This window comes from Nocardia fusca NBRC 14340, assembly GCF_001618425.1.
Classification (GTDB): domain Bacteria; phylum Actinomycetota; class Actinomycetes; order Mycobacteriales; family Mycobacteriaceae; genus Nocardia; species Nocardia fusca.
In genome coordinates this window covers 180,377-195,092 of sequence record NZ_BDCU01000018.1, presented here as the reverse complement: position 1 = coordinate 195,092, position 14,716 = coordinate 180,377, and the positions used below count along the sequence as shown (strand labels likewise).

Below are 14,716 nucleotides of genomic sequence, written 5' to 3'. Positions count from 1 at the left end.
CCCAACATGTCAGTTACCTTGTGCTTTCGTGCGAGAGTGCGACTCGGCCGCGGCCGCGCGACCGGCGATGCGCCCCATAGTCAATGCGTTGGCGACGGCGTTACCGCCGCCCACATAGCGGAGTCCGAGAACCCCGCCTCCGGCCTCGCCCGCCGCGAAGAGTCCCGGCACGGGACGCCCGGTGGCGTCGAGGACGGCAGTATCGGAATTGATCTCGAGGCCCGTATGGGTGCAGACGAGTTCGGCGGGCCGGATCTCGGCCGCATAGAACGGTCCCTCGGTGATCGGTTCGAGCCGGGTATCGCTGTGCTTGGCGGCCAGCGAGACATGGCGGCGGAAATCGTCGTCGGCACCGGCCGGCAGCTGGGCGTTCCACCGGTCGACACTGGCCGTCAGCGTCACGGCCGGCACCTCGATGGCCGCCGCGAGTTCGTCCCAGGTATCGGCCCGGGCGGTGCGCCCGGCCGCGGCCTCCTCGGCAACCCGCTCGGGGGTCCAGTCGGTGTAACCGGCCGGGAGTCCTACGCGTGCCTTCTCGTCGAAGATCATCCAGGCGGAGCCGCCCTGCTGGTCGAGGATCCCGGTGGATACCGCATACGGCGCGTCCTCGTCCATGAATCGCCGGCCGTCCCGGTTGACGTATAGCCGCGACGGCGGCGGGAAACCGGACTGCCAGTGGTGGTGTCGCTGGAAGTACACGGTCGGCATGAGCAGACCCCACTCGTGCCCGGCCAGCGCGGCGTCGACCCGGGCGCCGAAACGCAGATGATCGCCCCGGCTGCCCGGTGCCGCGACGACGAACAACGCCTCGCCTGCCGCACGGGCCGCCGGGAAGTAGCGGTCCACGAAGCCGGGGTCCCGGGCGAATCCGCCGGTGGCCACGACCACGGCGCCGCCGCGCACCTCGATACCGTCGGCCACCACTCCGGCCACCCGGCCGTCGGTGACCAGGAGTTCTTCCACCCGGGTGTTGAGCACCACCTCGACACCGTGCCCACGCCGCGCCCGGTCCAGTACCTGGATCAGGCCGTAACCCTGGTCTTTCGGTACGTGCGCCCGCCAGACGTCCTCGACGCCCGCCCGGGCCAGACCGGGCTGATGGGCGTTCCCGGATTCCACCGCGGGAATCTCGACCCCGAGGCCGATGAGCCATTCGAGCGTCGGTGCGGCCTGTTCGCAGAAGGTGTGGATCAGGCCCGGACGCAGCACCCACTGGTTGAGATCCATGTAGTGCTGGAAGAACTTCTCCGCCGAATCCTCGATTCCGAGCGCACGCTGCACACTGGTGCCGGCCGCGGTGAACAGGCCGGCGGACAGCTGGGTGGAACCACCCAGCTCCCGTTCCGATTCGAACAGCAGCACCGAGGCGCCGGCCTCGGCGGCCGAGACCGCCGCGGCCAGCCCGGCCCCGCCGCCGCCGATCACGATGACGTCGAATGCGTCGTCCACTACAGGCTCCCCTCGGTCTCCGCGACGATGCGGTGGTACAGGCCGTTGGAGACCAGTCCGCCGTCGACGGTGACCTCGCTGCCGGTCATATAGCTCGACCGGTCCGACAGCAGGTGCAGGACCGCGTCGGTGATCTCCTGCGGCGCACCCATCCGGCCCATCGGGATGGACCGCAGGGACGACTCCACGAACCCACCAGAGCCACTCACCAGCGCCGTGCCCACCAGACCGGGATGGACGGAATTGACCCGGATGTTCCATTTCGCCAGGCCACCGGCCGCCGATTTCGACAACCCGGTCAGCCCCCATTTGCTGGCGGAATAGGCCGGCGAGAAGTAACCGATCTGCCCGGAGATGGAGGAGATGTTGACGATGGAACCGCCGCCGGAATCACGCATGAGCGGTGCCACGGCCTGCATTCCGTAGAAGGGGCCGAACAGGTTGACCCGCAGGGTCCGGTCCCAGATCTCGTCCGGGGTGTCCATGAACTCGAGCCGCCGCGAGATACCCGCGTTGTTCACCAGCCCGCCGAGTTCGCCGTGGCGGGAGCCGATCTCGTCCACGACCCGGGTCCAGTCCTCCCGGTCCGCGACGTCGAGGCGGTGGGCGCTGGCGGACCCGCCGGCGGCGACGATCTCCGCCGCCGGCTCCTCGGTATCGGCGACGTCGGCCAGACACACATGGGTGCCGAGCGCGCCCAGCGCCCGAGCGTGGGCCGCGCCCATGCCCGCGGCGGCGCCGGTGACCAGGACGACGCCGGGATAGGCCGGCCGGTCAGACATGGCGGGACCCACCGTCGACGGCGATGCTGTGCCCGGTGACGTAGCGGGCACTGTCGGACAGCAGGAACAGCAGCGGACCGAACACTTCCTCGGGGGAGCCGAGCCGGTGCAGCGGGACGATCTCGAGCGCGTGCGCGAGGGCCGCGGGATCGTCCTGCACCCAGCGGGTCATCGCGGTATCGATATAGCCGGGTGCGATGGCGTTGACGCGGATTCCCTTGTCACCGAGTTCGACGGCGAGCGATTCGGTCATATGCGCCACCGCGGCCTTCGACGTGCAGTAGGCGCCGCGCCCCTTGCGCACCCGCAGCGCCGAGACCGAGGACATGTTCACGATGGCGCCGCCGGGCGCCATATGCCGGGCCGCGGCCTGGGCGCCGTAGAGCACGCCTTCGACGTTCACCTTCAATGTGGCGCCGATCTGCTCGGGCGAGATGTCCTCGGCGAGGGCGAACGGGAAGATACCGGCGTTGTTGATCCAGAAATCGATCCGCCCGAATTCCGCGATGGCGAGTTCGGCGAGTTTCTCGTGATCGGCGGGGACGGTCACATCCGCGCGCATCCCGACCACGCGGCCCGGTTCCGCCGCGAGCGACTGCGCGGCGAGTTCGGAACCGATCCCCCGCGCGGTCGCGACGACCTGCTCTTCGTTGATATCGGCGGCTACCACCGACACCCCGCGGGTGGCCAGGCCCGCCGCGAACACCGCGCCCATTCCCTGGGCCGCCCCGGTGATCACGGCGACCTTGCCGGCCATCTCCGGGTACTGCGCGGTCATCGGTGCCGCGTCCGTGCGCCCGGGGTTGAGCCGCTCGGTGGTGGTGCTCATCTGTTGTCCTCCGAAATCGTGTGGAAATCCGTGCGGGGTCGCGCCGCGGCCTACCGCTGCGGCGCGTCGTCGCGGGAGACGCGCCGATGGGCAACCGACCAGCGGTCGCCGGTGAGTTCGAGGCGGTCCTCGATCGTGGTCATCCGCACCAGGCGCGCGGACCCGCCGCGCGGGGTGGCCATGATCTGCAGGTAGGCGCCGACCTCGAGGGTCGAGGAGTCCCGGCGCCGGACCGCGATATTCGTGACGACGTGCCGGTGTACCTCGTCCGCGGCCCGGGCCGCGTCGTGGAACGCACGCGCGAATTCGGTGAGCGCCGCGGTCCCCGTGACCGGCGCGGCGTAACTCGGTGAATGGAACTCACCGGCCGGTGTGAAGGTGGCCGCCCAGTCGGCGGCCCGCCCGTTGTCGATGTGGTGGCTCTGGAAGCCGTACAGCTGGTGGACCGCGGCGACCGTCGCCGGATCGGGCAGGTCGCCGATCGAAACGGTGGTCATCGAATTCTCCTCGACGTGATCGCAGAGCCGCCGCTTGCCCCCACCGGCTCGGTGTGCGATAATCGCACGCACTGTGCGATATGAGTGAAGGCTAGGTGTCGCCGCTCACAAAAGTCAAGAAGGACGTGATGAACCACAGCACCGCCACCGGAAGCGACCGTGCCACCGGGGTCCAACCGGACTCGGGAATGTCGAAAACGCTCCACCACGGACTCGAGATCCTGGAGGCCCTGGCCCGGCATCCCCACGGGCTGTCGATCACCGATCTCGCCGACACCGTCGGCGTGCACCGGACCGTCGCGCACCGGCTGGTCCGCACCCTGGAAGCCCACCGCCTGTGCCGCCGCGACGACGCCCGGCGCGTCACTCTGGGCGCGGGTCTGGTCACCCTCGCCGAGCCGGTCGAACAGGATCTACGCACGGTCGCGCGGCCGGTGATGGAGGAACTCGCCGAACGCACCCGCGCCACCGTGCACCTGGTACTCCGCGAGAACGAGACCGAGGTCCGCGCGCTGCTGGTGGTCGAGCCACGCAACGCACAGGTCCATGTGGCCTTCCGGCCGGGTCAGATCCATCCCATAGACCGCGGCTCGGCGGGCCTGGCGATGCTGGCCGCACTGCCGGCAGTTCCCGGCGAACGCCCCGAGATCGAAACCGCGCGCGATCGGGGCTACGCCCTCACTCGTGGCGAGGTCGTGGCGACCGTGTTCGGTATCTCGGCGCTCGTACCCCGCCGCCGGGGCGAACCGCAAGCCACCATCGGCATCTCGGTCTTCGAGGTCGATGACGAGCCGGCACTCGCGATCGCGGTCCGCGAAGCGGCCCGGCAACTGGGCACCCTGCTGCACTGAACCCGGCGCCGGCCCGGAACTGCCCCTCCGCGCCGCGCGGCCGGGCCTTCCGTCGCCCGCGCCCGGGACGAGTTCGCCGCGCGCGGGCCGGGCGGGGACCGCGGCCGGATCGAAAACGGGCGCCCGACACCGGTCGGCGGAACCCGCACACACCATCTCACCTGCGCGGAGTCGCCACCGAGGTCGTCCGCGGACAGCCTTCGCGCAATCCAACGATCGGTGACTGTAGCGCCGTGTCGGTGGATTGCGACATGTCTTTCGGGTAAGTGTTCTCCGGATCACTCGGTCACTCACGACCCGGCCGATCCACTCGCCCGCCGAAAATACGGGCGAGTAGCACCCGCACGCTGTGCACATAGTGGTCCCGCGGGTGCACACTACGCAGAGCCGAGCCGAAAACGGCTCATCCGTGATCGTGCCCAACAGACGAAGGAGCCAGGGATAGTGTTCAGTCGTATCGCCATCGTGAACCGGGGAGAGGCGGCGATGCGCCTTGTCCACGCCGTCCGGGATCTGGCGGCCGAAACCGGGCAGCCGATCCAGACCATCGCGCTGCACACCGATGTCGACCGGAACGCGACCTTCGTCCGGGAAGCCGATATCGCCTACGACCTCGGTCCCGCCTCGGCCCGCCCGTACCTCGACCTCAAGGCCCTCGAGCGCGCGCTGCTGGCGACCGGCGCCGACGCCGCCTGGGTGGGCTGGGGTTTCGTCGCGGAAGACCCGGCGTTCGCCGAACTGTGCGAGCAGATCGGCGTCACCTTCATCGGCCCGAGCCCCGACGCCATGCGCAAACTCGGCGACAAGATCGGCGCGAAACTGATCGCCGAAGAGGTGGGCGTGCCGGTGGCGCCCTGGAGCCGTGGCGCGGTCGAGACGGTGGAGGCCGCCGCGGCGGCCGCGGCCGAGATCGGCTACCCGCTGATGCTGAAGGCGACCGCGGGTGGCGGTGGCCGCGGTATCCGCGTGATCAACAACGAGTCCGAGCTCGTCGATGCCTACGAGCGCACCAGTCAGGAGGCGGCACGCGCCTTCGGCAGCGGCATCGTATTCCTGGAGCGGCTGGTCACCGGCGCCCGGCACGTCGAGGTCCAGGTGATCGCGGACGGCCAGGGCACCGCCTGGGCGCTCGGTGTGCGCGACTGCTCGGTGCAGCGGCGCAACCAGAAGGTCATCGAGGAATCGGCCTCGCCGGTGCTGCGGCCCGAGCAGGCGGCCGAACTCAAGGCGTCGGCGGAGCGGCTGGCGGTCGCGGTCGGCTACCGCGGTGCGGCGACCGTCGAATTCCTCTACCACCCGGGCGACGAACTGTTCGCCTTCCTCGAGGTCAACACCCGCCTGCAGGTCGAGCACCCGATCACCGAGATCACCACCGGTTTCGACCTGGTCCGCGCGCAGCTGCACGTGGCCTCCGGCGGCCGGCTCGAAGGCGAACCGCCCGCCGAACGCGGGCACGCCATCGAGGCCCGGCTCAATGCCGAGGACCCCGACCGCGATTTCGCCCCGTCCCCCGGCCGGATCGCGCATCTGGACCTGCCGGCCGGCCCGGGTATCCGGGTCGATACCGGCGTCAGCGAGGGCGACACCATCCCCGCCGATTTCGATTCGATGATCGCCAAGATCATCGCCTACGGCCGCAACCGCGACGAGGCACTGGGCCGGTTGCGCCGGGCGATCATCGAGACCCGGGTGATCATCGAGGGCGGCGCGACCAACAAGAGTTTCGTGCTCGACCTGCTGGATCAGCCGGAGGTCATCGACGGCAGCGCGGACACCGGCTGGATCGACCGGGTGCGCGGGGAGGGCCGGCTCGTCTCCCACCGGCACTCCGCCATCGCCCTGGCCGCCGCCGCCATCGACGCCTACGAGGAGGAGGAGCAGGTCGAACAGCACCGGCTGCTGTCCACCGCCTCCGGTGGCCGGCCCCAGGTGCAGCACGACAGCGGACGTCCGCTCGACCTGAAGCTGCGCGGTGCGAGCTACCGGGTGCGGGTCGCCCGGATCGGCGCGCACCGGTTCCGGGTCGGTATCGAGGCGGGCACCGATATCCGCACCGCCGACGTCGATCTCGAACGTTTCGATCAGCACACCGGCCAGCTCGTCGTCAACGGCGTCCGCTACCGCCTGATCACCGGCACCCACGGGCCGGTGCACCTCGTCGACGTCGACGGTGTGACCCACCGGGTCAGCCGGGACGAGGGCGGCGTCGTCCGCTCCCCCGCGCCCGCGCTGGTCGTGGCCACCCCGCTGGAGGTCGGCGCCGAGGTCGAGGCCGGTGCACCGGTACTGGTGCTGGAGAGCATGAAGATGGAAACGGTGCTGCGGGCGCCGTTCCGGGCCCGGCTCAAGGAATGCAATGTCTCGGTCGGCACCCAGGTGGAAACGGGCGCACCGCTGCTGCGGCTGGAACCGCTCGCCGACGAGGGTGCCGAGGCCGAGGCCGACGCCGCGACCGCCACGGTCGAACTGGATCTGCCCGCCGAATCGGACCCGCAGCCGCACCAGCGGATGATTCGCGGCCAGCAGGATCTGCGGAGTCTGCTGCTGGGCTTCGACGTCGACCCGCACGACGACCGCCGGGTGCTCGAGGAGTACCTCGCGGCCCGCCGCGCGGCCGTGGCGGACAATCGCCGGCCGCTGGCCGAGGAGCTCGAATTGGTGCAGGTCTTCGCCGACCTGGCCGAACTGAGCCACAATCGGTCCTCGGAGGACGACCCCACCCCGGGGCACGTCCACAGTGCCCGGGAGTACTTCCACACCTATCTGCAGAGCCTGGACGTCGAGCGGGCCGGCCTCCCGGAGTCCTACCGCGCGAAGCTCGCCCAGGCGCTCGGTCACTACGGTGTCACCGAACTGGACCGCACGCCCGACCTCGAGGCCGCGGTGTTCCGGATCTTCCTGGCCCAGCAGCGGCCCGCCGATACGGTCGAGGTCGTCTCGGCGCTGCTGCGCGAATGGCTGAACGAGCCGATGCCGGACCGGGTGCTGCGCGAGCCTGTCGGCCTGGCGCTGGAGCGGCTCGTCGCCGCGACCCAGGTACGGTTCCCGGTGATCGCGGATCTCACCCGCGGCCTGGTCTTCGCCTGGTACGGACAGCCGGTGCTGCGCCGCAACCGGGCCCGCGTCTACACCGACGCGCGCAAGCACCTCAGCTACCTGGACGCGCATCCGCAGGCGTCCGACCGGACCGCGCGGATCGCCGAGATGGTGAGCGCCACCGAACCTCTGGTGCGCCTGCTGGGCCAGCGACTCTCGCGCGGCTCCGCGGACAACACCGTCATGCTGGAGGTGCTGACCCGCCGCTATTACGGCAACAAGGACCTCACCGACGTCCGTACCCGCGACGCCGGTGACTACACCTTCGTCGTCGCCGAACGCAAGGGCGTGAGCCTGGTATCGGCCGCGGTCAGCTTCGACTCGCTCCCCGGGGTGATGGCCGGTCTGGCCGAACTGTCGACCGGTTCCGCCTCCATCGAGGCCGATATCTACCTGTCGTGGGAGAACCAGCCCGGGGACTTCGATGCCATGGCGGCGGCGCTGCAGGAGGTGCTCAACGCGCAGCCGGTGTCCAACCAGGTGCACCGGATCACCGCCACCGTCGCGGGTAGCGACAACGCGGTCATGCACTATCACTTCACGTTCCGTCCGTCGGCGACCGGCTTCGACGAGGAACGTCTCATCCGCGGCCTGCATCCCTATATCGCGCAGCGGATGCAGATGAAGCGGCTGCACAAGTTCGACCTGACCCAGCTGCCGTCCTCGGACAACGAGGAGGTGTACCTGTTCCGGTGTGTCGCCAAGGAGAACCCGGCCGATGAGCGTCTCGTCGCGTTCGCCCAGGTCCGGGACCTGACCGCGCTGCGTGACCACGACGGCCGGCTGGTCACCCTGCCGACGGCGGAGAGCACCATCGCCACCTGCCTCGACTCGATCCGCCGCGCGCAGGCGGGGCGGCCGTCGTCCAAACGGCTGCAGACCAACCGCATCGTGATGTACGTCTGGCCGCCGATCGATATCACCCGTGGCGAACTGGAGTCGATCGTCGAACGGGTGCGTCCCACGACCACGGGCGCAGGCCTCGAGGAGATCCTGCTCATCGCGCGTCAGCGCGACGCCCGGACCGGTGATCTGGTGAAGCTGGCCCTGCGGATCTCCTTCGATGCCACCGGCGCGACCGAACTGACCGTCGGCGAGCGGTCCGACGATCCGGTCGAGCCGCTGGACGCCTACCGGCAGAAGGTGCTGCGCGCCAGCAGCCGCAACACGGTGTACCCGTACGAGCTCACCGGCCTGCTCGGTGAATTCACCGAGTACGACCTCGACACCGACCACACGCTGGTGCCGGTCGACCGGCCCAAGGGCCGCAACACCGCGGCGATGGTGGCGGGTGTGGTGTCCACCGTGACCGAGCGGCACCCCGAAGGTGTCACCCGGGTGGTGCTGCTCGGCGATCCCACCAAATCGCTGGGCGCGCTCTCGGAGCCGGAATGCCGCCGGGTGATCGCCGCCCTGGATCTGGCCGAGAAGTTGCAGGTCCCGCTGGAGTGGTACGCGCTGTCCTCGGGCGCCCGGATCTCGATGACCTCGGGCACCGAGAACATGGACTGGGTGGCGGCCGCGCTCAAGCGTATCGTCGAGTTCACCCAGGACGGCGGCGAGATCAATATCGTGGTCGCGGGAATCAATGTCGGCGCCCAGCCGTACTGGAACGCCGAGGCCACCATGCTCATGCACACCAAGGGCATCCTGGTGATGACCCCCGATTCGGCCATGGTCCTCACCGGTAAGCAGGCCCTGGACTTCTCCGGCGGCGTCTCCGCCGAGGACAACTTCGGGATCGGCGGCTACGACCGGGTCATGGGCCCGAACGGCCAGGCCCAGTACTGGGCGCCGAACCTGCACGCCGCCCGGGCCGTGCTGATGTCGCACTACGATCACACCTATGTCGTCCCCGGTGAGAAGGGGCCGCGCCGGGTGCCGACCACCGACCCGGTGGATCGGGACATCTCCGGTTTCCCGCATGTCATGGCGGACAGCAGTTTCAGCACGGTCGGCGAGATCTTCTCCGCCACGGCCAACCCGGACCGCAAGAAGCCGTTCGATATCCGCACGGTCATGCGGGCGGTGGCCGACCAGGATCACGCGGTGCTGGAACGGTGGGCGGGGATGGCCGATGCCGAGACCTCGGTGGTCCAGGACGCACATCTGGGTGGAATCCCGGTGTGCCTGCTGGGTATCGAGTCGCGGGGCGTACCGCGGCGCGGTTTCCCGGCCACCGACGGCCCGGACACCTACACCGCGGGCACCTTGTTCCCGCGGTCGTCGAAGAAGGCCGCGCGGGCGATCAACGCGGCCAGCGGCAACCGGCCGCTGGTGGTGCTGGCGAACCTTTCCGGGTTCGACGGTTCCCCGGAATCGATGCGCAAACTGCAGCTCGAGTACGGCGCCGAGATCGGCCGCGCGATTGTCAACTTCCAGGGCCCCATCGTGTTCACCGTGATCTCGCGGTACCACGGCGGCGCGTTCGTCGTGTTCTCCAAGACGCTGAACCCGAATATGACCGTGCTCGCGCTGGAGGGGTCGTTCGCCTCGGTCCTCGGCGGCGCCCCGGCCGCCGCGGTGGTATTCGCCGGCGAGGTGGACAAGCGCACCGCGTCGGACCCGCGGGTCCGCGATCTGGAAGCCCGCGCCGCGAACGCCTCCGGAACCGACCGCGCCACCCTCACCGCCGAACTCGACGAGCTCCGGTCCACGGTCCGCACCGAGAAACTCGGTGAGGTCGCCGCGGAGTTCGACCGCGTGCACGATATCCATCGTGCCGTCGAGGTCGGTTCGGTCGACGCCGTCATCCGGGCCGCCGAACTGCGTCCGCGCATCATCGAGGCCATCGAGGCACACCTGGCCGGCTGATCCTCCGGGCAGCCGCTCTCGATGAGCGACTGCTGAGATCCGGGCACCCGTCACCGCACGGGGTCCCGGTGATCCGCGTGCGGCCGTTGCCTATAGGCAACGGCCGCACTGCTGTACCCCGTCGGCCGCCGCGCGGCCGAGCGAACGGCGCGCCCCCTACAGCGATTCGGGTGGCCGCCCTGGGCTGTCGGCGATACCTTCGACGTCGTCGTCGATCCGGCCGACCGCTCCTTCGCGGCGCTGTATTGACGACCTGCCCCGCACCGTCGATTGGCGTCAGTGTGAGCACAAGTCTGGCCGGATGCCCCGGCCCGGACCTACCGTCACCGCCATGACCACCGGCACCACAGCGCTCAACGACATCACCGAGGCGACCGCGAAGTCCGTACGGGACAACCCCGCCGCCGCTACCGCTGTCTTCCGCGCCACCGGCTCCCCGCGAGGCGCGGTCGGCAGCACGATCACCGCGCGAACGCACCACTTCGCCGTGGACGAGCCGCCGGCGCTCGGTGGCGACGACACTGCCGCCAATCCGGTCGAGGTCTATCTCGGCGCGTTGATCTCCTGCCATATCGTCACCTACCGGTTCTGGGCCCAGCGACTGGGTCTCGTGGTCGACGACCTGTCCGTCGAGGCCGAAGGCGACCTGGACGTGCGCGGCTTCTTCGGTCTCGACGACCGGGTGCGCGCCGGGTTCCAGGCCGTGCGGGTGCGGGTGCGGATCACCGGGCCGGAGACCGCCGAGCGCTACGCCGAACTCCAGGCCGCGGTCGAGGCACACTGCCCGGTCCTGGATCTGACCACCGGTGTGACACCGGTGCACACCACTCTGGAAACCGCCTGACCGCATCCGGTCCGGAGACGCCACCGGCACGAGGCTGTCCGGAGATCCACCGGAGCACACTGATCAGGAATCGAGAAGCACAGGTGACCGGCCCGGAATTAGCGTGAGCAGCATGCACGCTTCGACACACACCACCACCGCCCGCACCGTCCACCTCGAGGTACCCGACCCCGACGCCGCCCGAGCCACCTACGCCGCCGCCTTCGGCCTCGGTGCCGAGCTGGACTTCCGCGCCGCACAGGCCCCCACGAACGGATTCCGCGGTTACATCCTTTCCCTGGTGGTGTCGCAACCCGGGAACGTCGACAGTCTCGTCGACAGCGCGCTCGGCGCCGGGTTCACCACCCTGAAGCCCGCCGAGAAGAGCTTCTGGGGCTACGGAGGTGTCCTCCGAGCTCCCGACGGCGCGATCTGGAAGGTCACGACCTCGAAGAAGAAGGACACCGGGCCGGTCTCCCGCGACATCGACGAGGTCGTGCTGCTGCTCGGAGTCGACGACGTCAAGGCCGGCAAGCGGTTCTATGTCGAACGCGGGCTGGCGGTGGCCAAGAGCTTCGGCGGCAAGTATGTGGAATTCGCGGCCCCGGACTCGCCGGTGAAGCTGGCACTCTATGGACGCCGCGCCGCGGCGAAGGACGCCGGTGTCTCCCCGGACGGGGGCGGTTCGCACCGTATCGTCATCGCCGGCACCGCTGGTTCGTTCACCGATCCCGACGGTTTCGTCTGGGAGTCCACGGCCGGGTGAAGCCGAAGGGGTCGGCGACGGCCGCGGACTTCATCGGCCGCGGGGCGTGGGGAAGGCTTCGGCGCCGCGGCAGCCGGTGTGGTGAACCCGGATGCCGTCGGCCGAGAGCATACTTCGCCGAACGTCAGTCGGCGGCGACGTGCGCCGGCCGCTGCCGGACGAAGGCGAGCACGGGCAGCGCGGTGACGAGCAGAACGGCACCGGCGGCGGTGAGCGCGAGATGATCGGCGGAGGTGAACGCCTCATGCACCGCGGCCGTGATCCGGTCGGCGAGTGCGGCGGGAAGCGAGGCGGTCGAGGAATCACCTTCGCCGGCGGCCTCGACGATCTTGCCGACGGTCTCGTCGGGAAGGTTCTGCCGGTGCAGATCATCGGCGAGTTCGGTGGCGAACCGCGTGGTCAGGATGGTGCCGAGAATACTGGCGCCCAGGACGTTACCGACCTGACGGAACATATTGACCGCGGCACTGGCCATCCCGGCCTGGTGCAGCGGAACACTGATGACGGCGGCCGCGGTGGACGGCGCCACCAGCATCCCGCTGCCGATCCCGACCAGCAGCAGACCGGGCCAGACCCGCCCGAACCCGGGCTCGGGCGGGGCGGCCAGCAGCGCGAAGACACCGGCGGCCATCACGAGCAGCCCCAGGGTGAGCATCGTTTTGAAGCCGGTGCGATGCACGAGGCGACCGGCGAGGGCACTGACGACGATGAACGGTACGAACATGACCAGCAGGCGACTTCCCGCGCCGAGTGGGGTGGTCTCCTGTACGTGCTGAAGATAGAGCACGGTGACCAGGGCGGTCCCGGTGAACGCGAACATCGTGATGGCGGCGCCGGCCAGCACCGCACTGAAGGATGCCGAACGGAACAGCGTGACGTCGAGCATCGGATCGGGATGGCGCGCCTCGTACCAGACGAAGCCCACCAGGGAAACCGCCAGTACGGCATACGCCACCAGGATGTGGCCCGCGGTGTAACCCGAGGCGCCACCCTCGATCACCGCATAGGTCAGGGCGCCCACCGCCAGCGTGCCCAGCGCGATACCGACGGGGTCGAGGGTGCGACCGGGCTGGCGGCTCTCGGCGACGAGGGTGACGGCCCCGAGCAGAGCGATCGCCCCGAGCACCACATTGATCATGTAGATCGAGTGCCAGGAGAAGGTGCCGAGCAGGGCGCCGGCGACGAGTGGCCCGACGGCCAGCCCGAGGCCGGAGCTGCCGGCCCAGATACTGATCGCCTCGGTGCGTTCGTGATCGGCGAAGGCGTGGCTGACAATGGCCAGACCGGCGGGCAGCACCATCGCACCACCCACGCCCATGACCACCTGCGCGGCGATCAGCGCCGGCGTACTGTGCGACGCGAACGCGGTGGCGCTTCCCACCGCGAACAGGGTTGCGCCGGCGGCGAAGACGAGCCGGCGGCCGACGAGGTCGGCCAGGGTTCCGGCACCGAGTACGAGACTGGCCACCACCAGGCTGTAGGCGCTACTGATCCATACCGCGGCCGCGGAACCGGCATGCAGGTCGGACTGGATGATCGCCAGACCGCCGATGGTCGACGAGACATTGACGAAGGTCATCATCGTGCCGACGCAGACCACGACCAGCACCCACCAGCGGCTTCGCGGCACGGAATCGGCAATGGCCGACGCGGGAGCGGTTTCGGAATCGTCGCGGATAGCCGATTCGGGCTGACTCATATCGTGCGGTGTCTTTCTCGCGGGTGACGCAGATATCCGATGCGCTACGGACGCGCCGCCCATCGGACTCGGCGACGCAGACGCGCAATGGCCTGCGGCCCGGCGACGCCGGCCCGTGGTTTCCGCGCCGGCCGGAACCTGCTCGGGCGCCACGGGCAGGGACAACGTACCCCGCCACGGCCGTGGGTACCGTCACCGGCGGGAAGAGCGCCGCAGGCAGGTGACGGGTCCCGCGGCGTCGGGTACCGGCTGCGGCGACCGTCCGGCCTCAGCGGGCGAAGGTCGCGGTGTGGGCAGCGGCGACCAGGCGGGTGAGGTCGGTTCCCGCGTCGTCGCCGAGCACCGCGAACGCGGGGGCGATGAGGTCGTCGGTGATCGATTCCGCACGCCGCCAGGCCGTCCGGATCTCGTCGGAGATCTCCTCGAATGGTTCGGGCCACCCGTACCAGCGGGCCTGGCCGGGGCCGTCGTTGAGTGGCGACCCGGAGATCAGCACGGCCTGCAGCGGGGTGATACCGGCGGCCCGCACAGCGAGAAGGTGCAGTCCGCCGCGCAGTTCGCGCAGAAGGTGGGCGAGCTGCATGACGCGGCCCGGCGCGTCACCGGGCAGGGGTACGGCGCGCCACCCCGCGAACAACGGGAGTCCGGCCGGATCCGCGGCCGCGACAACGGCTTCCAGCAGTTCGGCCAGGCGCGGCGCCTCGTCGAGGGAAGCGAGCTTCCGGCGGCCGAAGTCCTGACAGGCCAGCGCGTACCGGTGAGCGGCCTTCGCGGCAGGCATCGGGACCGACTCCCATGCCGCGCGGATCGAGTGGGCCGGAAAGAACCCGAATGCCGCGGTCACCACTTCGGCGTCCACCTCACCGAGCACGCCCCCGCGACCGCGGGTGTAGGGACCGAAGAATTCGTCCACACCGGTTTCGGCGGCGTACTCCCGGGCCTCCCGGGAGAACATGAAACCGCCGCCGAGTTCCTGGATATGTGCGTTCACCGTGGCGCCGACCGACATTTTCGTTCCTTCCACTGCCCGGATATCCGCCCCACCATATCCATCTTTTACGCCGTACGGACGCCGCGCGCACCGCACTGTCACGCCCGGACCGCCCACCG

At 69.8% G+C, this 14,716-nt stretch carries 10 protein-coding genes; 4 read left to right on the top strand and 6 right to left on the bottom strand.

All coding sequences use genetic code 11. The features are described from left to right. Nucleotides 1-9: 9 nt before the first annotated feature. From NF4_RS10305 to NF4_RS10290, 4 genes are read right to left on the bottom strand one after another with little or no spacing between them, the layout of a single operon-like run. Nucleotides 10-1,449 carry an FAD-dependent oxidoreductase gene (locus NF4_RS10305; RefSeq protein WP_063127060.1) on the bottom strand — a complete coding sequence of 480 codons (1,440 nt, stop codon included), beginning with the start codon at nt 1,447-1,449 and terminating at the stop codon, nt 10-12. After that, entirely contained in the window at nt 1,449-2,231 is a 783-nt protein-coding gene (locus NF4_RS39160; RefSeq protein ID WP_063127364.1) for an SDR family NAD(P)-dependent oxidoreductase, read from the bottom strand. Before NF4_RS39160 ends, NF4_RS10305 begins: the two co-directional genes overlap by 1 nt. Beyond that, nucleotides 2,224-3,060 (bottom strand): SDR family NAD(P)-dependent oxidoreductase, encoded by an 837-nt coding sequence (locus tag NF4_RS10295; RefSeq protein WP_063127059.1) that lies wholly within the window; start codon nt 3,058-3,060, stop codon nt 2,224-2,226. The genes NF4_RS39160 and NF4_RS10295 overlap by 8 nt, the downstream gene beginning before the upstream one ends. Before the next feature lie 50 nt (nt 3,061-3,110). Then, complete coding sequence (locus NF4_RS10290) at nt 3,111-3,557, bottom strand: nuclear transport factor 2 family protein (RefSeq protein ID WP_063127363.1); 447 nt, start codon at nt 3,555-3,557, stop codon at nt 3,111-3,113. A gap of 128 nt (nt 3,558-3,685) precedes the next feature. Between NF4_RS10290 and NF4_RS10285 the strand changes: the two genes are divergently transcribed. The 4 genes from NF4_RS10285 (at nt 3,686) to NF4_RS10270 (ending at nt 11,907) form a co-directional block, all read left to right on the top strand. Then, nucleotides 3,686-4,408: an IclR family transcriptional regulator gene (locus NF4_RS10285; RefSeq protein WP_063127362.1), complete on the top strand. Its 723-nt coding sequence runs from the start codon at nt 3,686-3,688 to the stop codon at nt 4,406-4,408. A 444-nt stretch (nt 4,409-4,852) separates the two neighbouring features. Further along, nucleotides 4,853-10,318, top strand: coding sequence for an ATP-binding protein (locus NF4_RS10280; protein ID WP_063127058.1), 5,466 nt, complete (start codon nt 4,853-4,855; stop codon nt 10,316-10,318). Between the two features lie 331 nt (nt 10,319-10,649). Next, nucleotides 10,650-11,162 (top strand): OsmC family protein, encoded by a 513-nt coding sequence (locus tag NF4_RS10275; protein WP_063127057.1) that lies wholly within the window; start codon nt 10,650-10,652, stop codon nt 11,160-11,162. Between the two features lie 112 nt (nt 11,163-11,274). Next, the gene (locus NF4_RS10270) at nt 11,275-11,907 is read left to right on the top strand and encodes a VOC family protein (RefSeq protein WP_063127056.1); all 633 of its coding nucleotides are present in this window, start codon (nt 11,275-11,277) and stop codon (nt 11,905-11,907) included. A 124-nt stretch (nt 11,908-12,031) separates the two neighbouring features. Here the strand turns inward: NF4_RS10270 and NF4_RS10265 are convergent, their stop codons facing one another. Then, on the bottom strand, nt 12,032-13,606 hold the full coding sequence (locus NF4_RS10265) for an MFS transporter (RefSeq protein ID WP_063127055.1): 1,575 nt from the start codon (nt 13,604-13,606) through the stop codon (nt 12,032-12,034). A gap of 268 nt (nt 13,607-13,874) precedes the next feature. After that, a complete protein-coding gene (locus NF4_RS10260) occupies nt 13,875-14,615 on the bottom strand; it encodes an SCO6745 family protein (protein ID WP_063127054.1) in 741 nt (246 codons plus the stop codon). Nucleotides 14,616-14,716 lie beyond the last annotated feature (101 nt).

Bases quoted from the DNA above. Each gene is read 5' to 3' on its own strand.
- NF4_RS39160 (WP_063127364.1), bottom strand. From the start codon at position 2,231: ATGTCTGACCGGCCGGCCTATCCCGGCGTCGTCCTGGTCACCGGCGCC.
- NF4_RS10295 (WP_063127059.1), bottom strand. From the start codon at position 3,060: ATGAGCACCACCACCGAGCGGCTCAACCCCGGGCGCACGGACGCGGCA.
- NF4_RS10290 (WP_063127363.1), bottom strand. From the start codon at position 3,557: ATGACCACCGTTTCGATCGGCGACCTGCCCGATCCGGCGACGGTCGCC.
- NF4_RS10285 (WP_063127362.1), top strand. From the start codon at position 3,686: ATGAACCACAGCACCGCCACCGGAAGCGACCGTGCCACCGGGGTCCAA.
- NF4_RS10275 (WP_063127057.1), top strand. From the start codon at position 10,650: ATGACCACCGGCACCACAGCGCTCAACGACATCACCGAGGCGACCGCG.
- NF4_RS10270 (WP_063127056.1), top strand. From the start codon at position 11,275: ATGCACGCTTCGACACACACCACCACCGCCCGCACCGTCCACCTCGAG.
- NF4_RS10265 (WP_063127055.1), bottom strand. From the start codon at position 13,606: ATGAGTCAGCCCGAATCGGCTATCCGCGACGATTCCGAAACCGCTCCC.
- NF4_RS10260 (WP_063127054.1), bottom strand. From the start codon at position 14,615: ATGTCGGTCGGCGCCACGGTGAACGCACATATCCAGGAACTCGGCGGC.